The organism is Pseudomonas pseudonitroreducens (assembly GCF_021603645.1).
Classification (GTDB): Bacteria; Pseudomonadota; Gammaproteobacteria; order Pseudomonadales; family Pseudomonadaceae; genus Pseudomonas; species Pseudomonas pseudonitroreducens.
Window position 1 is genome coordinate 206,189 of the sequence record NZ_BQHJ01000012.1, and the last position, 22,238, is coordinate 228,426.

At 65.2% G+C, this 22,238-nt stretch carries 22 protein-coding genes and 1 pseudogene; 16 read left to right on the top strand and 7 right to left on the bottom strand.

Going from position 1 to position 22,238, the window contains the following annotated elements; all coding sequences use genetic code 11:
* Positions 1-32 precede the first annotated feature (32 nt).
* The gene (locus tag L6D89_RS26330) at positions 33-590 is read right to left on the bottom strand and encodes a hypothetical protein (protein WP_236201648.1); all 558 of its coding nucleotides are present in this window, start codon (positions 588-590) and stop codon (positions 33-35) included.
* A 202-nt stretch (positions 591-792) separates the two neighbouring features.
* Between L6D89_RS26330 and L6D89_RS26335 the strand changes: the two genes are divergently transcribed.
* The 5 genes from L6D89_RS26335 (at position 793) to L6D89_RS26355 (ending at position 4,970) form a co-directional block, all read left to right on the top strand.
* Positions 793-1,599, top strand: coding sequence for an NYN domain-containing protein (locus tag L6D89_RS26335; RefSeq protein ID WP_236172235.1), 807 nt, complete (start codon positions 793-795; stop codon positions 1,597-1,599).
* Between the two features lie 87 nt (positions 1,600-1,686).
* Positions 1,687-2,001: a DUF2845 domain-containing protein gene (locus tag L6D89_RS26340; RefSeq protein WP_236201649.1), complete on the top strand. Its 315-nt coding sequence runs from the start codon at positions 1,687-1,689 to the stop codon at positions 1,999-2,001.
* 167 nt (positions 2,002-2,168) lie between these two features.
* Complete coding sequence (locus L6D89_RS26345) at positions 2,169-2,594, top strand: GNAT family N-acetyltransferase (protein ID WP_236201650.1); 426 nt, start codon at positions 2,169-2,171, stop codon at positions 2,592-2,594.
* Between the two features lie 1,021 nt (positions 2,595-3,615).
* Positions 3,616-4,071 (top strand): BRO family protein, encoded by a 456-nt coding sequence (locus L6D89_RS26350; protein ID WP_236201651.1) that lies wholly within the window; start codon positions 3,616-3,618, stop codon positions 4,069-4,071.
* 371 nt (positions 4,072-4,442) lie between these two features.
* Positions 4,443-4,970, top strand: a complete 528-nt coding sequence (locus L6D89_RS26355) for an REP-associated tyrosine transposase (RefSeq protein WP_236201652.1) — start codon at positions 4,443-4,445, stop codon at positions 4,968-4,970.
* A 126-nt stretch (positions 4,971-5,096) separates the two neighbouring features.
* Here the strand turns inward: L6D89_RS26355 and L6D89_RS26360 are convergent, their stop codons facing one another.
* From L6D89_RS26360 to aptA, 3 genes are all read right to left on the bottom strand, one after another.
* On the bottom strand, positions 5,097-6,593 hold the full coding sequence (locus L6D89_RS26360) for a CoA-acylating methylmalonate-semialdehyde dehydrogenase (RefSeq protein ID WP_236172240.1): 1,497 nt from the start codon (positions 6,591-6,593) through the stop codon (positions 5,097-5,099).
* A gap of 176 nt (positions 6,594-6,769) precedes the next feature.
* The gene (locus tag L6D89_RS26365) at positions 6,770-7,081 is read right to left on the bottom strand and encodes a cupin domain-containing protein (protein ID WP_054910633.1); all 312 of its coding nucleotides are present in this window, start codon (positions 7,079-7,081) and stop codon (positions 6,770-6,772) included.
* On the bottom strand, positions 7,082-8,428 hold the full coding sequence (gene aptA, locus L6D89_RS26370; protein WP_045213504.1) for an omega-aminotransferase AptA: 1,347 nt from the start codon (positions 8,426-8,428) through the stop codon (positions 7,082-7,084).
* Positions 8,429-8,565: 137 nt separating this feature from the next.
* Here aptA and L6D89_RS26375 point away from each other — a divergent pair, with 137 nt between their 5' ends.
* From L6D89_RS26375 to argE, 5 genes are all read left to right on the top strand, one after another.
* A complete protein-coding gene (locus tag L6D89_RS26375) occupies positions 8,566-9,486 on the top strand; it encodes a LysR family transcriptional regulator (RefSeq protein ID WP_236201653.1) in 921 nt (306 codons plus the stop codon).
* Positions 9,487-9,898: 412 nt separating this feature from the next.
* A complete protein-coding gene (locus tag L6D89_RS26380; protein ID WP_236201654.1) occupies positions 9,899-11,227 on the top strand; it encodes a flavin-containing monooxygenase in 1,329 nt (442 codons plus the stop codon).
* Positions 11,228-11,230: 3 nt separating this feature from the next.
* Positions 11,231-11,641, top strand: coding sequence for a RidA family protein (locus L6D89_RS26385; protein ID WP_015474916.1), 411 nt, complete (start codon positions 11,231-11,233; stop codon positions 11,639-11,641).
* Between the two features lie 192 nt (positions 11,642-11,833).
* A complete protein-coding gene (locus tag L6D89_RS26390; protein WP_024763732.1) occupies positions 11,834-12,508 on the top strand; it encodes a DUF1028 domain-containing protein in 675 nt (224 codons plus the stop codon).
* A 119-nt stretch (positions 12,509-12,627) separates the two neighbouring features.
* Positions 12,628-13,779, top strand: a complete 1,152-nt coding sequence (gene argE, locus L6D89_RS26395) for an acetylornithine deacetylase (protein WP_236201655.1) — start codon at positions 12,628-12,630, stop codon at positions 13,777-13,779.
* 472 nt (positions 13,780-14,251) lie between these two features.
* Here the strand turns inward: argE and L6D89_RS26400 are convergent, their stop codons facing one another.
* The 3 genes from L6D89_RS26400 to L6D89_RS26410 form a co-directional block, all read right to left on the bottom strand.
* Positions 14,252-14,896, bottom strand: coding sequence for an HAD family hydrolase (locus L6D89_RS26400; protein WP_236201656.1), 645 nt, complete (start codon positions 14,894-14,896; stop codon positions 14,252-14,254).
* 86 nt (positions 14,897-14,982) lie between these two features.
* Positions 14,983-16,122 carry a hypothetical protein gene (locus L6D89_RS26405; RefSeq protein ID WP_236201657.1) on the bottom strand — a complete coding sequence of 380 codons (1,140 nt, stop codon included), beginning with the start codon at positions 16,120-16,122 and terminating at the stop codon, positions 14,983-14,985.
* A gap of 249 nt (positions 16,123-16,371) precedes the next feature.
* Positions 16,372-16,914: a gamma carbonic anhydrase family protein gene (locus L6D89_RS26410; RefSeq protein WP_236201658.1), complete on the bottom strand. Its 543-nt coding sequence runs from the start codon at positions 16,912-16,914 to the stop codon at positions 16,372-16,374.
* Positions 16,915-16,990: 76 nt separating this feature from the next.
* On the opposite strand from L6D89_RS26410, the gene prlC reads away from it, so the two are divergent.
* From prlC to L6D89_RS26440, 6 genes and pseudogenes are all read left to right on the top strand, one after another.
* Positions 16,991-19,036, top strand: a complete 2,046-nt coding sequence (gene prlC, locus L6D89_RS26415; protein ID WP_236201659.1) for an oligopeptidase A — start codon at positions 16,991-16,993, stop codon at positions 19,034-19,036.
* Positions 19,036-19,305: a YheV family putative zinc ribbon protein gene (locus L6D89_RS26420; RefSeq protein ID WP_236172251.1), complete on the top strand. Its 270-nt coding sequence runs from the start codon at positions 19,036-19,038 to the stop codon at positions 19,303-19,305. The genes prlC and L6D89_RS26420 overlap by 1 nt, the downstream gene beginning before the upstream one ends.
* 119 nt (positions 19,306-19,424) lie before the next feature.
* Complete coding sequence (locus tag L6D89_RS26425; RefSeq protein WP_236172252.1) at positions 19,425-19,670, top strand: type II toxin-antitoxin system Phd/YefM family antitoxin; 246 nt, start codon at positions 19,425-19,427, stop codon at positions 19,668-19,670.
* The gene (locus L6D89_RS26430) at positions 19,660-19,944 is read left to right on the top strand and encodes a type II toxin-antitoxin system RelE family toxin (protein ID WP_236201660.1); all 285 of its coding nucleotides are present in this window, start codon (positions 19,660-19,662) and stop codon (positions 19,942-19,944) included. Before L6D89_RS26425 ends, L6D89_RS26430 begins: the two co-directional genes overlap by 11 nt.
* 213 nt (positions 19,945-20,157) lie before the next feature.
* Positions 20,158-21,762 carry an inorganic phosphate transporter gene (locus L6D89_RS26435; protein WP_373874992.1) on the top strand — a complete coding sequence of 535 codons (1,605 nt, stop codon included), beginning with the start codon at positions 20,158-20,160 and terminating at the stop codon, positions 21,760-21,762.
* A gap of 185 nt (positions 21,763-21,947) precedes the next feature.
* Positions 21,948-22,172: pseudogene (locus tag L6D89_RS26440) on the top strand (PA0069 family radical SAM protein); the annotation flags it as partial.
* Positions 22,173-22,238: the final 66 nt, after the last annotated feature.

The window sequence follows — 22,238 nt, forward strand, 5'->3', positions numbered from 1 at the left end:
GGCCATGGCCGGGCTTTTTTCGCGGTGCGCAATCAGTTCTGCAGCGACACCTGGCCGGCGCCCAGCTTCAGGCCACCCAGGCGTTGCAGCAGGGTGCTGATGTTGGCGCGGGCCGAGCCTTCGTTGGCCAGGCGCAGGCGGGTCACGCCGTAGAACGCATCGCCCACACCCGCGGTGAAGGGCTCCTTCACGGTTTCCTGCCAGACCACGCGGCCACCGGCGTTTTCCACCAGGCTGTACTCGACGGTGGAGGTGACAGTGAAGCTTAAGCCGAAGACCGGCTGGTCGAGGCTGACCAGCTTGGTGCGCAGCGAATACGCCGCCTTGTCGCCCTGGCCGAGCAGACCGGCCTTGCCCAGGGACTGCTCCAGCGCGGCGCGGAAGTCGGCGCCGTCGATCTGCGAGGTCCACAGCGGGTTGGTCTTCTTGCCACCCTCGACATCAGCAACCTGGAGGTTGTCGCGCAGTGCGGCGTCATAGCTCTGGGTGTGTGCCTGCTGGTCATTGATCTGCATGTTCTCGACCTTCGCCGAGGAGGCGCAGCCGGTTAGCAGGACGGCGAAAAGGGAAACGCAGAGAAAGCGAAACATGGTCATTCCTTCGATGGCGAATAGTGTGCGCAGGCAGTTCGCGATCGAATGATGACGCCGCGTTCCTCCCTGAACGGGGGCGGAGAATAAGCCCGGCGCAGTGATGGCGCAATGACACCCTTCACCCATCCGGGCTCGCAACAAGGTTGTGGCGAGCGGCCCGGCGCACTATGGTCGAGGGATTCACAGGAAAGGATGCAGCATGGCCACCAGATCCCCCGCCTCGCGCCAGCAGACGCACCTCGCCGTCCTGATCGACGCCGACAACGCCCCCGCCGCCATCGTCGAGGGCCTCTTCGAGGAAATCGCCAAGTACGGCGTCGCCAGCGTCAAACGCATCTACGGCGACTGGACCAAGCCCAACCTGGGCAAATGGAAGCAGGTACTGCTGGACCACTCCATCCAGCCCATGCAGCAGTTCGCCTACACCAGCGGCAAGAACGCCACCGACAGCGCGCTGATCATCGACGCCATGGACCTGCTCTACACCCGCCGCTTCGACGGCTTCTGCCTGGTCTCCAGCGACAGCGACTTCACCCGCCTGGCTGCGCGCCTGCGCGAGGAAGGGCTCACCGTCTATGGCTTCGGCGAGGAGAAAACGCCCAGGCCGTTCGTCTCCGCCTGCGACAAGTTCATCTACACCGAGATCCTCCGCGCCGCGCCGGAAGCGCCCGCCGAGCCCGTGCCCGTCACCGACAAGTCCTCCACCCCCAGCGCCAACGACACGCCCAAGCCTGCCGCCAAGCGCAAATCGCAGAAGGTCCCGCTGGACTTCATCGCCAAGGTGCTCGACGACATCGACGGCGACGATGACGACTGGGTCCAGCTGGGCGCCCTGGGGCAGAACATCGGCAAGCTGCAGCCGGCGTTCGACCCGCGCCTGTACGGCTTCAAGAAGCTCAGCGACCTGATCAAGGGCCACCCCAAGCGCTTCGAGTTGCAGGCACGCGGCACCAGCGGTACCGGCGGCATGGACCTGTACGTACGCAACGTCGGCGCGACGCGCTGAGCGCAGCGCTCCGCCCTGCCCTCGCTCAACGAATCGGCCACGCCCGACGGTTAAAGTCGGGTGTGAGCACCTCTGTGGAGCAATCCCATGCGTTTCCTGCTGATCCCCCTGCTGGCCTTCCTTGCAGCGGCAGGCGTGCACGCCGGCACCCTGCGCTGCGGCACCAGCCTGATCAACGAAGGCGACCCGATGGACGAGGTGCTCGCCAAGTGCGGGCAACCGGACAAGCGCGCTGTTGTCCCGCCTACTCCGCCCCGCCGCGGCCCCGACGGCAAGTTCATCCCCGGCAGTCCGCAACTGGAAACCTGGATGTACGGCCCGAACAACGGCGCCTACCGCTACCTGCGCTTCCGCGACACCACGCTGGAGCTGGTGCGGACATCACGCAAGGAGGAAATCTGAGCGCAGGGCGGATAGCGCTGCGCGCTGCCCAGGCCCCGTGCAAAAGCACGCCCCGCCCAGCACACTCCTGGCGCTTGGGCGTCACCGTACCCGCCGCTACCAAAGGTGCCTACCCATCGCGGCGGCATCGCCCTAGACTGGTCGCCTTCGCCAATCCGGAGGGCACCATGCAGACCCCATTCAACTTTACCCTCGGCATCGACCCGCAGGCGCGCGACGTCGTGGTCAAAGGCCTGCTCGCCTACAACCTCGGGCAGATGGGCCGCAGCAACACCTACGACGACTTCGAACTCTACGCCCGCGACACCGACGGCGAAGTGGTCGGCGGCATGTTCGGCCAGTCCGGCATGGGCTGGCTCTACATCGACTACCTCTGGCTGCAGGACGACCAGCGCGGCAGCGGCCTGGGCAGCCAGCTCATCGCCCTCGCCGAAGACGAAGGCCGCCGCCGCGGCTGCGTCGGCCTGTTCCTCTACACCTACAGCTTCCAGGCCCCCGGCTTCTACGAGAAACAGGGCTTCGAACGCATGGGCGTGCTCGAGGACTGCCCGCCGGGGCATCAGCGCATCTACCTGAAGAAACACCTGGGCTGATTGCCACTCTCCCGCCCTTGTAGGAGCGGGCTTGCTCGCGAACCCGCACAACGCCGGCCCTCTCGGCGCATTTCCGATAGCCAGCGCCCCGCATGACGCCCGGGCTCGACCACCCCTCACCCTAACCCTCTCCCGGAGGGAGAGGGGACCGTTCGGTGCATAGCGAAACCACCGTGTCAGCCGGCACGAACAGCTCCCGTAGGGCGCATAACGGCCCCGGCGTTATCCGCCGTTTTGGCGGATAACCCGTTCCGGGTTATGCGCCCTACGACTCATGGCTCTGGCTCTGGCTCTGGCTCTGGCTCTGGCTCTGGCTCTGGCTCTGGCTCTTAAAGACTTCCAGAAAAACACCCACGCACACCGAACCGCCCCTTTCAGGAGGCCCCGTTGAATTGGAGTTTCAGGGGTTGAGCGGCATGGATGCCGCGAAAGCCGCGACGGGCCAGGGATGGCCCTTCGCGGCGTGCCCCTGAAACTTCGATTCAACGGGGGAATTTTTCGCCTAAGCGAAAAACCGGATGGAGGGGCAAGCCCTTTGGTTACTTTCTGGCGTTTGAGAAAGTGACTCGCCCGAGGGGGCGAAACAGGAAGCCCCCGCGCACACCGGCGCGACGCGTGAAGCAAGGCGCGAGGCAGACACATCGCGGACGGAGTCCGCTCCTACGAACAGGCACCGTGCCACAGCAGGTTCGCGAGCAAGCTCGCTCCTACACGCACGCCGGAAACGGCTGCTTGTTGGGCACACCTACCCTTCCTATCCTCGCCCGGTCACCTCGGTGACCTGGGTTTGGCGACCCGGATTAGTAGGCGCAATGGCGCCAAAAGGTGCATGCAGGAACAGCGAATGTTCCAGCAGGCCCCCGCACGATTGCAGATATCTGCGATGCTCTAGGGCAGATCGCGCGGGGAGACCTCCGGGTCTGCCGGGTCCTACTACCGGTTCGCCAACCCCGCGCGGTCTGCCACCCTTCGTTTGGCGACGCAGGAGGCAGCTCTCAACGACTAGTAGGAGCTCCACTAAATGCACAACGTCATCTACACCCCAACCTTCTTCACCCGCAAAAAACGCTTCCTGCGCGGCCTGATGATCGACAATCAGGCCTGGTTCGTCTCCCGCGATATCGCCCGCCTGCTGTCCGTCCAATACCCCGACAGCTTCCACCACCGCTTCTTCCCCCACGAAGTCCAGACAGTCCACCTCACCTACCGCACCGGCAGCACAGAAAAAACCATCCTGGTCAGCGAAGCCGCCGCCTACAAAGCCCTCGTCCGCTTCGGCCACCCGGAACTCGAATCCCTCGACCATTGGCTTTCACAGGACGTGATTCCCACCCTGCGCGACCAGCACACCCCGGAAACCGACGCACCGCGCCGCGTCCATCTCACCTGGGACACCCACCACCTCATGCTCCTGAACTGGCAGGGAGGCCTCTGGATACGCTGGGACGAGGTCCCTCGGATGCTTGATCACGCCTGAACCACAGCATGGGTATCGCTGCGCTCCACCCATCCTACAAAGGTTTCAGCCGCCTCCCGCAGAATCGCAGGCAACCTCGAACGTACGATGGCGTGGAGCGCAGCGATACCCATCACCCAAGGCTTCAGCCGACCTCCCGCAGAGCCGCAGGTGACCTCAACCGTAGGATGGCGTGGAGCGCAGCGATACCCATCACCGAAGGCTTCAGCCGGCCCCCCGCAGAGCCGCAGGTGACCTCAACCGTAGGATGGCGTGGAGCGCAGCGATACCCATCACCGAAGACTTCAGCCGCTTCCCCAGAGCCAGAACTGACCTCGGTCGTAGGATGGCGTGGAGCGCAGCGATATCCATCAATTCCGACAGGGCGCACCATGACCTCATACCGCCGCGACAGAACAGAGGGTGCTACCTGGTTCTTCACCCTCACCCTGGCCGACCGTCGCTCACGCTTGCTGGTGGAAAACGTCGATCTGCTCCGCGCGGCCTTCCGCTACACGCAACAACGTCATCCCTGGCAGATCGACGCCATCGTCATCCTGCCCGATCACCTGCATGCCATCTGCACCCTGCCCGAAGGCGATGCCAATTACGCCCTCCGCTGGAGGCTGATCAAGACCGAGTTCTCGCGGGCAATGCCAAAGCGCGAGGCTATTTCCGCCAGCCGCCACAAAAGCGCTGAACGCGGCATCTGGCAGCGCCGTTACTGGGAGCACCGGATTCGCGATGACGCCGATTTCGCACGGCATGTGGACTACATCCACTTCAATCCCTGCAAACACGGCCATGCAGCGCGCGCAGCGGACTGGCAGTGGTCCTCGTTTCATCGATATGTACGCGACGGGCTGCTGGCGAGGGACTGGGGCGGCGGAGCAATGGGGGAGATCGACGCTGGGGAATGATGGGTATCGCTGCGCTCCACGCCATCCTACGAATGCGTCCGCCGGACGGTTGGAGTGTTTGCCCACCATCCAAAAACGAAAAAGGCCGGTCACTGGACCGGCCTTTTTCTTACCGCTTATTCACCATCAGCCATTGCTGGGGAAGGCGAACTGCGCCGCTTCGTGCGACTTGCGCTGCGGCCAGCGCTGGGTGATGGCCTTGCGCTTGGTGTAGAAGCGCACGCCATCCGGGCCGTAGGCGTGCAGGTCGCCGAACAGCGAACGCTTCCAGCCGCCGAAGCTGTGGTAGGCCACCGGTACCGGCAGCGGTACGTTGACGCCGACCATGCCGACTTCGATCTCGTCGCAGAACAGGCGAGCGGCTTCACCGTCACGGGTGAAGATGCAGGTGCCGTTGCCGTATTCGTGGTCGTTGATCAGCTTCATGGCTTCTTCCAGGCTGTTCACGCGCACGATGCACAGCACCGGGCCGAAGATTTCTTCCTGGTAGATGGTCATGTCCGGGGTCACCTTGTCGAACAGGGTGCCGCCGACGAAGAAGCCGTTCTCATGACCGGCAACCTTGTAGTTGCGGCCGTCGACCAGCAGTTGGGCGCCCTGCTCGACACCGGTGTCGATGTAGCCGGTGACTTTCTGCTGGGCAGCGCCGGTCACCAGCGGGCCCATGTCCAGGCCGCAGGAGGTGCCGGCGCCGATTTTCAGGGCCTTGATCTGCGGGACGATCTTCTCGACCAGCGCGTCGCCGATCTGGTCGCCCACGCAAACAGCGACGGAGATGGCCATGCAGCGCTCGCCGCAGGAGCCGTAGGCCGCACCCATCAGGGCGCTGACGGCGTTGTCCAGGTCGCAGTCGGGCATCAGCACGGCGTGGTTCTTGGCGCCGCCCAGGGCCTGTACGCGCTTGCCGCGCTTGGTGCCTTCGGAATAGATGTACTCGGCGATCGGGGTCGAACCGACGAAGCTCAGGGCTTTGACTTCCGGGGCCTCGATCAGCGCGTCGACGGCGGTCTTGTCGCCGTGCACGACGTTCAGCACGCCCTTGGGCAGGCCGGCTTCTTCGAACAGTTCGGCGATCAGCAGGGTGGAGCTCGGGTCACGCTCGGACGGCTTGAGGATGAAGGTGTTGCCGCAGGCGATAGCCAGCGGGTACATCCACAGCGGCACCATGGCCGGGAAGTTGAACGGGGTGATACCGGCGACCACGCCGATCGGCTGGAAGTCGCTCCAGGCGTCGATGTTCGGGCCGACGTTGCGGCTGTACTCGCCCTTGAGGATTTCCGGGGCGGCGCTGGCGTATTCGACGTTCTCGATGCCGCGCTTGAGTTCACCGGCGGCGTCTTCCAGGGTCTTGCCGTGTTCTTCGCTGATCAGCTGGCTGATGCGCGCTTCGTTGGCTTCGAGCAGTTGCTTGAAGCGGAACAGCACCTGGGCGCGCTTGGCCGGCGGGGTGTTGCGCCAGGCCGGGAAGGCGGCCTTGGCGGCGTCGATGGCCTGCTGCACGGTTTCGCGGCTGGCCAGCGGAACCTTGCGGATGGCTTCGCCGGTGGACGGGTTGAAGACGTCGGCGGTGCGGCCGGTGTCGGCGATCATTTCGCCGCCGATCAGGTGCTTGACGGTGGTCATGGGAAGTCTCTTCTCGCTGAAAGTGTTGGGGCGGGGCGCTTTCAAGAGCCCCTCACCCTAACCCTCTCCCAGAGGGAGAGGGGATTTGTACGGTGCATCGGTCGGGCAGCGAAGCCCGCCAGGACGGCCACTCTAAGGTGACTCGTCCGGCGCTGCCTTCTCGCGTGCCCGCGCGCTCAGTGGCTGTGCGGGTGGTCGTCGCTCTTGAGCTCGATCTCGATGAACGCCACTTCGTGATCGCACGGGTTGATCACGTTGTGCTCGGTACCGATCTGGCGGGTGTAGCTCGCCCCCAGGACCAGCGGCGCACGCCGCTCGCCCTCGGGGGTTTCCAGCAGCAGCTCGCCGTTGGTCACCGGGACCACGACGTATTCCATGCCGTGGCGGTGCCAGCCGGTCTCGGCACCGGGGGCGAAGCGCCACTCGGTGACCAGGACCTTGTCGTTGTCGATCTGTACCGTCGGGACGGCCTTCGGACGTTCGCTCACTTACGCCACCCCGTTGAGGGCGTCGCCGACGGCGCTGAACAGGCGGTCCAGGTCTTCGGGCTTGGCGTTGAAGGTCGGGCCGAACTGCAGGGTGTCGCCGCCGAAGCGCACGTAGAAGCCTTCTTTCCACAGCTTCATGCTGGCTTCGAACGGACGCACGATGGCGTCGCCGTCACGGGCGCCGATCTGGATGGCGCCGGCCAGGCCGCAGTTGCGGATGTCGACGACGTTCTTCGCGCCTTTCAGGCCGTGCAGGGCCTTCTCGAAGTGCGGAGCCAGTTCCAGCGACTGCTGGATCAGGTTCTCTTTTTCCAGCAGGTCCAGCGCGGCGAGGCCGGCAGCGCAGGCGACCGGATGCGCGGAGTAGGTGTAGCCATGGCCGAACTCGACGGCGTATTCCGGCAGGTTCTGGCCCATGAAGGTGTCGTAGATTTCGCTGCTGGCGATCACCGCGCCCATGGGGATGGCGCCGTTGGTGACCTGTTTGGCGACGTTCATGATGTCCGGCTTCACGCCGAAGAACTCGGCGCCGGTGGCCTTGCCCATGCGACCGAAGGCGGTGATCACTTCATCGAAGATCAGCAGGATGTTGTGCTGGTCGCAGATTTCGCGCAGGCGCTGCAGGTAACCCTTCGGCGGTACCAGCACGCCGGCGGAGCCGGACATCGGCTCGACGATCACGGCGGCGATGTTGGAGGCGTCATGCAGTTCGATCAGCTTCAGCAGTTCGTTGGCCAGTTCGACGCCGCCAGTCTCGGCCATGCCCTTGGTGAAGGCCATGCCCGGCTGCAGGGTGTGCGGCAGGTGGTCGACGTCCATCAGCTGGCCGAACATCTTGCGGTTGCCACCGATGCCGCCCAGGGCGGTGCCGGCAACGTTCACGCCGTGGTAGCCACGGGCGCGGCCGATCAGCTTGGTCTTCTGCGCCTGGCCTTTCAGGCGCCAGTAGGCGCGGGCCATCTTGATTGAGGTGTCGGCGCACTCGGAGCCCGAGCCGGTGAAGAACACGTGGTCGAGGCCAGCCGGGGTCAGCTGGGTGATCTTCTCGGCCAGTTTGAAGGACAGCGGGTGGCCGTACTGGAACGCCGGGGAGTAGTCGAGGGTGGTCAGCTGCTTGGCCACCGCGTCGGCGATTTCCTTGCGCGAGTGACCGGCGCCGCAGGTCCACAGGCCCGACAGGCTGTCGTAGATCTTGCGGCCCTGGTCGTCCACTAACCAGCTGCCTTCGGCGGCGACGATGATGCGCGGGTCTTTATGGAAGTTGCGGTTGGCGCTGAAGGGCATCCAGTGGGCCTTCAGGTTCAGTTCGCTGGCCACCGACGGGGTGACGTTCACTTGCTGGTTCATGCAGCTTGTCCTCGAAGACAGTCTTGTTGGGCGCGCAGGCCGCGGCGGGCCTGGTGCGATGGGACTAGATTGGGCCTGACTTAACGTGAGTTAAAGCTTATTCTTCTTACGTTCAGTTTCGGATTGGTAAAACTAAAATGGCGAAACAACGGGCGCCTTCCCTGGGCCAGGTCAGCGACTTCGAGATCCGCCTGCTGCGCATCTTCAAAACCATAGTCGAGTGCGGCAGCTTCTCGGCCGCCGAGAGCACGCTGGGCATCAGCCGTTCGGCGATCAGCCTGCACATGGGCGACCTGGAAAAGCGCCTGGGCATGCGCCTGTGCCAGCGCGGCCGGGCGGGCTTCGCACTGACCGACGAGGGCCGCGAGGTGTACCGCGCGACCCAGTCGCTGCTGGCGGCGCTGGAGGGCTTCCGCGCCGAGGTCAACGAGCTGCACCAGCATCTGCGCGGCGAGTTGAACATCGGCATCATCAACAACCTGGTGACCCTGCCGCAGATGCGCATCACCCACGCCCTGCGCGCGCTGAAGGCCAGCGGGCCGGGGGTGCGGATCAATATCGGCATGACCACGCCCAACGAGATCGAGCTGGGAGTTCTCGACGGACGGTTGCATGTCGGCGTGGTGCCACTCATCAGTCCGCTGTCGGGGCTGGAGTATTCGTCTTTATACGAGGAGCGCTCGCTGCTGTTCTGCAGCCAGGAGCACCCGCTGTTCGCGCGCGACGATGCCGGCATCACCGTGCAGGAAATCCACGCCTGCGACGCGGTGGCGCCGAGCTACCGCATCCCGGCGGAGGCGCAGGAGCGCCACCAGGAACTCTCCGGCAGCGCCACGGCCTCGGACCGCGAAGGCATGGCCTTCCTGATCCTCACCGGCAGCTACATCGGCTACCTGCCCGACCACTACGCCGCCGGCTGGGTGGCCCAGGGCCGCCTGCGCGCGCTGCGGCCGGAGCGCTTCCACTACGACATCCCGCTCACCGTGGTGACCCGCAAGGGCCGCCGGCCGAACCTGGTGCTGGAGCGGTTCCTCGAGGCGGTGGCGCAGAGCCGCTGAGGCGGTGCTCTGGTAGGAGCGGACTCTGTCCGCGATGGCATCCGGCGCGATGCGGGCCTATCGCGGACGGAGTCCGCTCCTACGCCAACCCCGACTGTAGGAGCGAGCTTGCTCGCGAACGGGCTCCGCTGCGGGGCTGGTTCGCGGGCAATGACTGGGCGTCCCCCTCGCTCTTACACAAAAGCACAAGGCACATCCTGCCTATCCAATTTGTCGCCCCAGCCACCAAAAATCCTATACCCCCTCCCCTGTAGCCCGCGGGCCGCGGGGTTTGCGTGGGTGCAGCTTTTCCCTAGCCTGCGACTACAAAAAACATAATTTCGCTAATCCCAGCCTCTGAACAGAATGCGGCCAACACCTCCTCCCTAGCCGCAACAAGAACAAACGTGATCAGAGTCTGAGGAAGCAAGCCATGACCGACCTGAATCCAGGCGCCTTCGGCAAGAAGTCGCTTGATAACCTGGAAATCGACACGCTGGTCGTTGGCGCCGGACAAGCCGGCGTCGCCATGAGCGAGCACCTGACCCAACAGGGCGTGCCGCACATCGTGCTGGAAAAGAGCCGCATCGCCGAAGCCTGGCGCACCGGTCGCTGGGACTCGCTGGTCGCCAACGGCCCGGCCTGGCATGACCGCTTCCCGAACATGGAATTCCCGGTCGGCCCGGACGACTTCCCGCACAAGGAGCAGGTAGCCGACTACTTCGTCGCCTACGCCAAGCAGTTCAACGCGCCGATCCGCACCGGCGTGGAAGTGAAGAAGGTCACCCGTAACGAAGGCCGCCCCGGCTTCACCGTGGAAACCTCCGAAGGCACCCTTCAGGCCCTGCGCATCGTTTCCGCCACCGGCCCGTTCCAGCGTCCGGTGATCCCGGCCATCGCACCGAAGGACGAAGGCCTCTACCAGATCCACTCGGCCAAGTACTACAACCCGCAGCAGTTGCCCGAAGGCGCGGTGCTGGTGATCGGCGCCGGCTCCTCCGGCGTGCAGATCGCCGACGAACTGAACCGCGCCGGCAAGAAGACCTACCTGTCCGTGGGCGCCCATGACCGCCCGCCGCGCTCCTACCGCAACCGCGACTTCGTCTGGTGGCTGGGCGTGCTCGGCCTGTGGGACGCCGAGGAAGTGCAGCCGGGCCGTGAGCACGTGACCATCGCCGTGAGCGGTGCCCGTGGCGGCGAGACCATCGACTTCCGTCGCCTGGCCAACGAGGGCATCACCCTGACCGGCCTGACCAAGTCCTTCGAAGGCGGCAAGGTGAGCTTCCAGGACGACCTGGTGGCCAACCTGAAGGCCGGCGATGACAACTACCTCGGCCTGCTCGACGCCGCCGACGCCTATATCGAGCGCAACGGCCTGGACCTGCCGCTGGAACCGGAGGCCCGCAAGGTCTTCGCCGATGCCGAGTGCATCCGCAATCCGATCCAGCAGCTGAACCTCGCCGACGCCGGCATCACCGCAATCATCTGGGCCACCGGCTACGCCGTGGACTTCAACTGGCTGCAGGTGGACGCCTTCGACGACAAGGGCAAGCCCAAGCACCAGCGCGGCGTGTCCCGCGAGCCGGGCGTGTACTTCGTCGGCCTGCCGTGGCTGTCCCGTCGCGGCTCCACCTTCATCTGGGGTGTATGGCACGACGCCAAGCATGTGGCTGGCCACATCGCCACCCAGCGCCGTTATGTCGAATATCAGGATGCCTCGCAGCGCGAAGGCTCCGTACCCAAAGCCGCATCCTGGGAGTAAGAGATGCCTACCCATACTCGCATTCGCATGTTCAACACCAAGGACACCTACCCGAACCAGACCCTGGACAACGACCTCTGCCAGGCCGTGCGCGCCGGCAACACCGTGTACGTGCGCGGCCAGGTCGGTACCGACTTCGAGGGCAACCTGGTAGGGCTGGGCGACCCGCGTGCCCAGGCCGAACAGGCGATGAAGAACGTCAAGCAACTGCTGGAAGAAGCCGGCAGCGACCTGTCGCACATCGTCAAGACCACCACCTACCTGATCGACCCGCGCTACCGCGAGCCGGTGTACCAGGAAGTCGGCAAGTGGCTGAAGGGCGTGTTCCCGATCTCCACCGGCCTGGTGGTGTCGGCCCTCGGTCAGCCGCAGTGGCTGATGGAGATCGATGTGATCGCGGTGATCCCGGACTGAAAGCTACTGCGCTAGGCCATGCTGCGTTGGGGCCGGTCGAGAAAATGCTCATTTGCTACAGCAAACTCCGCTTTTCTCGCCCAACCCCGCCTTGCCTGGCCGTCGCTCGTGACGCTTTCAAGCGTGCAGGCGATGCGGATTTTCCGCATCGCCCTTTGTCGTTTTAGCTATTAGAACAAGCAAGGAGCCACCATGACCTTTTCCATCGTCGGCCGCTGCGCCGAAACCGGACAACTGGGTATCGCCATCAGCTCCTCGAGCATTGCCGTGGGCGCCCGCTGCCCCTGGGTACGCGCCGGCGTCGGCGCGGTGGCGACGCAGAACATCACCCTGCCGGCCCTCGGCCCGCAGATCCTCGACCAGCTTGAAGCCGGCCTCGAGCCAGGCGCGGCGCTGGACAAGGCGCTCTCCAGCAACGGCTACAGCCAGTACCGCCAGGTGACGGTGATCGACCAGCACGGCAAGGTCGCGCTGTTCACCGGCAGCGAAGCGCTGGGCGTGTACAACGCCGTGGCGGGCGAGAACTGCGTGGCGGCCGGCAACCTGCTGTCCTCCCCCGCGGTAATCGAAGCCATGACCCAGGCCTTCGAAGGCGCCAACGGCTGCCTGGCCGAGCGCCTGCTGGCCGCGATGCAGGCGGCGATGGCCGCCGGTGGCGAAGCCGGCCCGGTGCACTCGGCGGCGCTGAAGGTCGTCGGCGATCTGGTCTGGCCGATCGTCGACCTGCGCGTGGACTGGGCGGACGAAGCGCCCATCGATGAGCTGGAGAAACTCTGGGTGGCCTACAAGCCGCAACTGGAGGATTACCTCGTGCGCGCCCTCGACCCGACCAAGGCACCGAGCTACGGTGTGCCGGGCGACGAGTAACGCCGTGAACCTGTAGGAGCGAGGGGACGCCTAGCCCCTGCTCGCGAACCGCCTCCGCTGCGGGGCACGGGTTCGCGAGCAAGCTCGCTCCTACGAAGAGCCAACAGCAGGACCCGACCATGCCTTCCAGCCGTGAAATCCTCGCCGACCTGATCGCCTTCGACACCGTCAGCCGCAATTCCAACCTGGCGCTGATCCACTACATCCGCGACTACCTCGCCGGCTTCGGCATCGCCTGCGAGCTGTTCCACGACGCCGAAGGCGGCAAGGCCAACCTCTACGCTACGCTGGGTCCGCAGGATCGCGGCGGCGTGTGCCTGTCCGGCCACACCGACGTGGTGCCGACCGACGGCCAGCCATGGACGGTCCCACCGTTCGCGCTGACCGAGCGCGATGGTCGCCTCTACGGGCGCGGCACCGCGGACATGAAGGGCTACATCGCCTGCGTGCTGGCAGCAGTACCGGCGTTTCTCGCCCAGCCGCTGCGCCTGCCGGTGCACCTGGCCTTCTCCTATGACGAGGAAGTCGGCTGCCTCGGCGTGCGCTCGCTGCTTGCCGCGCTGGAACACCGCGAGCACAAGCCGATGCTCTGCATCATCGGCGAACCCACCGAACTCAAGCCGGTGCTCGGCCACAAGGGCAAGCTCGCCATGCGCTGCCAGGTACACGGTGCGCCGTGCCATTCGGCCTATGCGCCGCAGGGCGTGAACGCCATCGAGTACGCGGCGAAGCTGATCGGCCGCCTCGGCGAGATCGGCACCCGTCTGGCAGAACCTGCGCGCCACGATCCGCGCTTCGACCCGCCCTATTCCACCGTGCAGACCGGTGTGATCAGCGGCGGCCGCGCGCTGAACATCGTGCCCGCCGAATGCCAGTTCGATTTCGAAGTGCGCGCGTTGCCCAGCGACGATCCGCAACAGGTCGCCGATGACCTGCGCGCCTTCGCCGAAACCGAGCTGCTGCCGAAGATGCGAGCGGTGAAGGCCGAGACGGATATCCGCTTCAGTGAAATTTCCGCCTACCCGGCGCTGGTGACCGACCAGCAGACCCAGGCCGCCGAGTTGATTGCACTGCTGAGCGGCTCGCGCGACTTCACCACCGTCGCCTACGGCACCGAGGGCGGGCTGTTCCACCAGGCCGGCATCCCCACCGTGGTCTGCGGCCCGGGCAGCATGGACCAGGGCCACAAGCCGGACGAGTTCGTCAGCCTGGAGCAGTTGGCCAAATGCGATGACATGATGGCGCGGCTGGCGGAGTGGCTGCGCAGCTGACGCACCGCGCGGTCTACCCGTTTTCGTAGGAGCGGACTGCGTCCGCGATTTGCAACCGGCCTGCTCGGAGCAGCCGGCAACCGATCGCGGATGAATCCGCTGCTACGAGATACCTCCGCACTTGGGCCATCCCTCACCCTGGCCCTCTCCCAAGGGGAGAGGGGACCGTTCGGTGCAGGATGAAACCTTCGCGTCAGTCGGCTCCGCCTGCCCCCTCTCCCTGAGGAGCGGGGCGCGCAGCCAGGGTTGGGGTGAGGGGGGAAGACGCAGCGACGGACTATCCAGCGAAGACAGTTGCTCCTACAACAGCCAAACCCCTCACGCTGAGCCGGCTGCACATCTGGATCGGAACGCACGGGGGCATACCAGGGTACGGGCTGCCACGTCGGTTCGCGAGCAAGCTCGCTCCTACAGGGAGCGATTGCTCTTCGTAGGAGCGAGCTTGCTCGCGAACCAACCCCGGTCGAAAGCCTCAGGCAAACGCCGCGCGCAATTCGTCCATGCTCACGAAGTAGTGCGCCGGGCTTTCCGCCATCAGCTCTTCACGGCTGCCGAAGCCGTAGCCGACACCGGCAGCGGACAGGCCATTGCGGTGCGCGCCGATCAGGTCGTGCTTGCGGTCGCCGATCATCAGCGTCTGCGCCAGGTCCAGCTTCTCGATCCCCAGCAGGTGCTCAATCAGCTCCACCTTGTTGGTGCGCGTGCCGTCCAGTTCGCTGCCGTAGATCACCTTGAAGTGCTTGGCGAAATCGAAGTGGCGGGCGATTTCCGCGGCGAACACGGTCGGCTTGCTGGTGCAGATGTACAGCGTGCGGCCCTGGCCGCCGAGCAGTTGCAGCAGCTCGCCGACACCGTCGAATACCTTGTTCTCGTACAGCCCGGTGTCCTTGAAGCGCACGCGGTAGTGGTTCACCGCCTCCCAGGCGCGCGCCTCGTCGAAGTCGTAGCTGCTCATGAAGCACTGCAGCAACGGTGGGCCGATGAAGTGTTCGAGCTGGCGCAGGTCGGGCTCGTCGATGCCCAGTTGGGCGAGGGCGTACTGGATCGAACGGGTGATGCCCTCGCGCGGGTCGGTGAGGGTGCCGTCGAGGTCGAAGAGGATGTTCTGGTAATGCATGGGATCAGCGTCCGGCCGCGAAAGTCGGGCGGGAAGGATACTGCGCATGACCGCCCGGGCGAAGCGCGAATCGCCGAACGACACCCTCAGGGAGCGGAACCCTGCCCCTGGCGCAACACGCGGAAACCACCGCTGACGTTCACCGGCGGGTCACCGCCGACGCCGTAGGTCTGCACGGGGGCATCCGACTCGGGCTCATCCTCCGGCTGCGCCAACTGGCCGGCGAGCTTTTCCTGCACGCGGCCGCCGAGGTGATCGACGCCGGCCATCACGCCGCCGTCGGGGTCGCGCATCAGCGCCAGCCACTGCTCGTCGAACGCGGCGTTGATCTCCTTGCGCAACTGGGTTTCCACCTCGGGCCGCGCGTGGTCGTTGCCGGCCATGCTGAACAGCGTGAAGGCCACGGAGATTACCGACCCGGCGACCTTGCCAGCCGCGCCGGCCACCACGCCGACAATGCTGCGGTTCTTCAGTTCGTTGACCAGCTTGGCGCTGGTGCGCTGGGCGACCGGCGACACGCCGCTGACCCTGGTGCCGGCGCCAGCCTTGCCCGACGCCGTGCGGATTTCCTGCATCAACGCGGCAAAGGCCGGGAGCTTGCCGATGTCCTTGGCGTGCACCACGTCGTAGAGCGAGGCATCGCGACTGGACGGCGGCCCCAGGCTGATCGCCGGAATCCCCATCAGGTGTTCATCGAAAGCCTTCTGCGGGATGCCGCGGCGCTGGGGAACTTCCTTCAGCGCGACGGTCAGCAGTTCGACGTAGTGCCGGGTCGCTTTCTCCATCACCGCGTCGGGGTCGACCTGCCTGGCGACCGGGACGAGTACCTGCTTGCGGTACTGCTCCTGCAGGTAGACAGCCAGCTTGTCGACAGTGGGGTCGAGGTCACCGTGGGAGCCCATCTTGTACCAGGCGACCTTCATACCGAGCCATTGCTGGGTCCAGTAGCTGGAGAACCAGGGAATGAATTTTTCGTCGGTGCGCTGGTAGACCAGGTCCATCCACTGCTGCATGGCTTCTTCGGCGTAGGCGCGGGCCTGGGAAGTGGCGGCCAGGGAGGCGGCGCCGATGTCGGCATCGACCTGGCGCCAGGTGGCCTCGGTGAGCGGAGCAGTGGGTGCGGCGGGGTGATGGGCACAACCGCCCAGCGCCAGCAGAAGCAGCGCAACGACACCGCCACGCCGCCAGGGTGAAACGGTGGAGCAGAAAGAGCACAGACTGTTCATCGCCGCCCGCCGGCTCGGCGGCGTCCCCGGCGCCGCCTGCTACTGACTTCGGCCGGGCACGCCCTGGCGTCCGGTCACCTTGGCTCAGTATAGGGCGCGAGGTCTGGCGCGGCGGGCCGTCCGGCGGTTCGGCCGGGGTTCGCGAGCAAGCTCGCTCCTACAGGAAGCCACGCGCTCTTTGTAGGAGCGAGCTTGCTCGCGAACCGCCCAACCCAATAAGCACGATCAGAACGTAGGACGCAGGTGCGATCAGCCCGCAAACCCCTCGGCAATGTGCTGATCCTTGAGCTTCACGTAGTTGCCGGCGGTATAGCTGAAGAACGCCCGCTCCTTGTCCGTCAGCGGGCGGGCTTTCTTCACCGGGCTGCCGACATAGAGGTAGCCGCTCTCCAGTACCTTGCCCGGCGGCACCAGGCTGCCGGCGCCGAGGATCACCTCGTCCTCGATCACCGCACCGTCCATCACGATGGACCCCATGCCGACCAGGATGCGGCTGCCGATGCTGCAGCCATGCAGCAGCACCTTGTGACCGATGGTCACCTCGTCGCCGATGGTCAGCGGGAAGCCGTCCGGGTTGAACGGGCCGGCGTGGGTGATGTGCAGCACGCTGCCATCCTGCACGCTGGTACGCGCGCCGATGCGGATACGGTGCATGTCGCCGCGGATCACCACCAGCGGCCAGACCGAGCTGTCGGCGCCGATCTCGACGTCACCAATGACCACGGCGCTGGTGTCGACGAAGACGCGCTCGCCGAAAGATGGCGTTTTGCCCTGATAGGTTCGAATCGTCACGATAGCTTTCCTGTGGCTGCGGATAGGTCCGATTGTATTTAAGATGGCCAGGTGTTTCTTCAGCCAAGGTGCCACCGTGAGCGCGAATCCTCTTCTGCAGAGCTACGACCTGCCGCCCTTCTCGTCCATTCGCCCCGAGCACGTGAAGCCGGCCATCGAGCAGATCCTCGCCGACAACCGCGCAGCCATCGCGCGCATCCTCGCCCAGCAGAACGGCACCCCGACCTGGGCCGGCCTGGTGCTGGCCATGGACGAACTGCATGACCGCCTGGGCAAGGCCTGGAGCCCGGTCAGCCACCTCAACGCGGTGTGCAACAGCGCCGAGTTGCGCGACGCCTATGAAGGCTGCCTGCCGCTGCTGTCCGCCTACTGGACCGAACTGGGGCAGAACCCCGAGCTGTTCAAGGCCTACGAGGCGCTCGCCAGCAGCCCCGAGTCGAAAGGCTACGACGTCGCCCAGAAGACCATCCTCGAACACGCCCTGCGTGACTTCCGTCTGTCGGGTATCGACCTGCCGGCGGACCAGCAGCAGCGCTACGCGGAAATCCAGACGCGCCTGTCCGAGCTGGGCAGCCGCTTCTCCAACCAGTTGCTGGACGCCACCCAGGCCTGGACCAAGCACGTCACCGACGAAGCCGCCCTCGACGGCCTGACCGACTCGGCCAAGGCGCAGATGCAGGCTGCCGCGCAGGCCAAGGAACTCGACGGCTGGCTGATCAGCCTGGAGTTCCCCAGCTACTACGCGGTGATGACCTACGCCGAAGACCGCGCCCTGCGCGAAGAGGTCTACGCCGCGTACTGCACCCGCGCCTCCGACCAGGGCCCGAATGCCGGGCAGAACGACAACGGCCCGGTAATGCAGGAAATCCTCGACCTGCGCCAGGAACTGTCGCACCTGCTGGGCTTCAAGAACTTCGCCGAGCTGTCGCTGGCGACCAAGATGGCCGAGACGCCGGAGCAGGTGCTGAACTTCCTCCGCGACCTGGCCGTGCGCAGCAAGCCCTTCGCCGCCCAGGACCTGGAGCAGCTCAAGGCCTACGCCGCCGAGCAGGGCTGCCCGAACCTGTCGAGCTGGGACGCCAGCTACTTCGGCGAGAAGCTGCGCGAGGCGCGCTACAGCGTGTCCCAGGAAGCCCTGCGCGAGTACTTCCCGATCGACAAGGTGCTCTCCGGCCTGTTCGCCATCGTGCAGAAGCTCTACGGCATCCAGATTCGCGAACTGAACGACTTCGAGCGCTGGCACCCGGACGTGCGCCTGTTCGAGATCGAAGAAAACGGCCAGCACGTCGGCCGCTTCTACTTCGACCTCTACGCCCGCGCCAACAAGCGCGGCGGCGCCTGGATGGACGGCGCCCGCGACCGTCGCCGCACCGCCGGCGGCGACCTGCAGGCGCCGGTGGCCTACCTGGTATGCAACTTCACCCCGGCGGTCGGCGGCAAGCCGGCGCTGCTGACCCACGATGAAGTCACCACCCTGTTCCACGAATTCGGCCACGGCCTGCACCACCTGCTGACCCGCGTCGAGCACGCCGGCGCCTCGGGCATCAACGGTGTGGCCTGGGACGCGGTGGAGCTGCCCAGCCAGTTCATGGAGAACTGGTGCTGGGAGCCGGAAGGCCTGGCACTGATCTCCGGCCACTACGAAACCGACGCGCCGCTGCCGCAGGACCTGCTGGAGAAGATGCTCGCCGCGAAAAACTTCCAGTCCGGCCTGATGATGGTCCGCCAGCTGGAGTTCTCGCTGTTCGACTTCGAGCTGCACGCCACCCATGGCGACGGCCGCAGCGTGCTCGAGGTGATCGAGGCGATCCGCGCTGAAGTCGCGGTGATGCGCCCGCCGGCGTACAACCGTTTCGCCAACAGCTTCGCGCACATCTTCGCCGGCGGTTACGCGGCCGGTTACTACAGCTACAAGTGGGCCGAGGTGCTGTCCGCCGACGCCTTCTCGCGCTTCGAGGAAGAAGGCGTGCTCAACCCGGCGACTGGCGCGGCCTTCCGCGACGCGATCCTGGCCAAGGGCGGCTCCCAGGAGCCGATGGCGCTGTTCGTCGCCTTCCGTGGCCGCGAGCCGTCCATCGACGCCCTGCTGCGCCACTCCGGCCTGTCCGAGGAGGCAGCCTGATGAGCGAAGTGAAGAAACGCTTCATCGCCGGGGCCGTCTGCCCGGCCTGCAGCGAGCAGGACAAGATCGTCATGTGGGACGTCGACGGCGTACCGCACCGTGAGTGCGTGGCCTGCGGCTACGCCGACACCCTCAACGCCCAGGGCCAGTCGGTGCCGAAAGAGCTGTCCACCCGCGTCAACACCAGCGCGCTGGAAAAGCCCAAGGACCCGAAGGTGCAGGGCGTGCAGTTCTTCCCTAATCCGAAGCTGAAAAAGCCTGCGGAATAGCGCCCAGTTGCTGCGAAGAAAATGCCCCGGCTCGCCGGGGCATTTCTATTTCATCGGTTCAAGCTTGTCAGTACGCCTTATAGTGACCAAAATTTGATCCATTATTTGGAGCTATTTCTATGCAGACCTTGCTTGCCAATACCGCTGTCAGCGTTTCTGAACTGAAGAAAAACCCTTCCGCCGTGCTGGCAGAATCCGGCGGCGAGCCGGTCGCGGTGCTCAATCACAACAAGGTGATGGGTTACATGGTGCCGGCGGAGCTATTCGAGTCGATCCTTGATCGCCTGGAAGATCTGGAGCTGGCGGAAATTGCTCGCGCGCGGCTAGGCGACAAAGGCATTCCGGTATCACTCGATGACCTATGAGCTGGAGTTTCTGCCAGCCGCACTGAAGGAGTGGCGCACACTGGGCCATACGGTGCGCGAGCAGTTCAAACGAAAGCTTGACGAGCGCCTGAGCAATCCTCGCGTCCAGGCCGACACCCTCCACGGGCTGCCGAACCACTACAAGATCAAGCTGCGCTCGGCGGGTTACCGCTTGGTCTACCGCATCGAGGAGTACCGCGTCGTCGTCACGGTTGTCGCCATCGGCAGACGAGAGCGCGGTGAGGTCTACAGCACAGCCGCGCAGCGGCGCTGAAGTTGCGATAGTCAGACCGCCAAAACTTCCGACGTCAGCATTGGTATCAAGGAACCACTCATCAGAGCCGTCATAGCATGGACTCCCGCTCGTCCGGCCAGCCCATGATCGCCATGGCCGGCTAGTCTTCAGAGCATCACCTCAAGGAGTCCGCCGTGGCCCAGACGTTCCCACCAACCCGAAGGAAGCCCTCACGTGCTTGACCGCTTTGGCATGCTGGAGGTGATGCGCGCCTCGCGGCTGACCCAGTTCCCGATCAGCCCTGTGCTGCGCGAAACCCACGGTTTCAAGGGACGGCTGACGTTCTTCCTGCTGCTGGCGGCAGCGCTGGTCTTCACCTTCGCCGCGCTCGGCCACGACATCCGCGCCAGCGGCACGCACCTGGAGCCGGGCTGGTCGGTGGTGGTGCTGGTGGTAGCCCTGCTGATCGCCCTGGGCTTCGAATTCATCAACGGCTTCCATGACACGGCCAACGCGGTGGCCACGGTCATCTATACCAATGCACTGCCGCCGCGCTTCGCGGTGGCCTGGTCGGGATTGTGGAATTTTCTCGGGGTGCTCTTTTCCAGCGGTGCGGTGGCCTTTGCCATCGTTTCGCTGCTGCCGCTGGACCTGCTGCTGAAGGTCGATAGCAGCGCCGGCCTGGCGATGATCTTCGCCCTGCTGATCGCCTCGATCCTGTGGAACCTCGGCACCTGGTGGCTGGGGCTGCCGGTGTCGTCCTCGCACACCCTGATCGGCTCCATCGTCGGCATCGGCCTGGCCCACGGCGCCATGGCCGGGCACATCGGGTTGTCGGGCAATGCCTGGTCGCAACTGACCACCGTGGGTTATGCGCTGTTCCTCTCGCCGCTGGTGGGCTTCTTCGCGGCCTTCGTGTTGCTGCGGGTGATGAGCTCGACGATCCGCAACCGCGCGCTGTTCCATGCGCCAGAGGGCCGCACACCGCCGCCGCGGTGGATTCGCGCCATCCTGATCCTCACCTGCACCGGCGTCTCCTTCGCCCACGGTTCCAACGACGGGCAGAAAGGCATCGGCCTGATCATGCTGATCCTCATCGCCACCGTTCCGCTGGCTTTCGCGGTCGACCGCGGGCACTCCCCGGAGCAGGCACAGCGACTGCTGGCGCTGACCCAGGCGAGCCAGGAGCAGTTGCACCGCTTCGGCGGCAGCCCGGCGGCGGACCCGCGCCGGACACTGCTGGGCTATCAGGAGGACGAAAGAGTCCGACCGGAACTGCTGCCCTCGCTGGCCAGCGTGATCAGCGACATCGGCGCACGCCTGCAACGCCATGGGCAGATGGCCAAGGTGCCCGCCGAGGAAGTGCAGGATCTGCGCAATGACCTTTACCTGACCCTGGAAACCATCCGCCTGCTGGACCGCAGCGACCAGCAGTTCGAGCTGGAAACCTGGAGCAGCCTGCAGGCGCTGCGTCATGAAGGTGACCGGGCGATTCGCTTCATCCCGGTGTGGGTCAAGGTCGCCGTGGCCCTCGCCTTGGGCCTGGGCACGCTGGTGGGTTGGCGGCGCATCGTCACCACGGTCGGCGAAGGCATCGGCAAGACGCCACTGACTTATGCACAGGGCGCTTCGGCGCAACTGGTCGCCATGCTCACCATCGGCGCGGCAGATGGCTTCGGCCTGCCTGTGTCGACGACCCAGGTGCTCTCCTCCGGCGTGGCCGGCACCATGGCCGCCAACGGCAGCGGCCTGCAGTGGCCGACCATCCGCAACATGCTGCTGGCCTGGGTGCTGACGCTGCCAGCCGCCATCGGCCTGGCAGCGGGGTTGTACTGGTTGTTCATCCGGCTGCTGTAGGCCCTCTTTCGTAGGAGCGAGCTTGCTCGCGAACCGCTTGGCTCCCGAGCAGCCGGGAAACTCTGTTCGCGAGCAAGCTCGCTCCTACAATAGCTTCGGTCCGACCGCCGAGCAGTTATTGCTGGCTGTGGAAAACTCCGTGGATTACTGTATTTATATACAGCATTTCTTCAGAGCTTTCCCACATGTCCACTTCCCTTCCGCCCCGCGGCCGGGGCACCGCCAGCAATCCGCACAACCGCTTCGCGCCGACCACTTCGGTGCCTGTGGATAACGATTGGTACGACGAAGTGCCCAAGCCCCAGGTGACCGAAATCCGCACTGAGCGGGCAAAGTCGGTGATCTCGCGCAACCAGTCGCCGGACCTGCCCTTCGACCGCTCGATCAATCCCTATCGCGGCTGCGAGCACGTTATCGTTGACAAAGAAATGTATGGCCAGAGTGTCTAGCTATCCTTGATACTGCTGGCTAGAGAC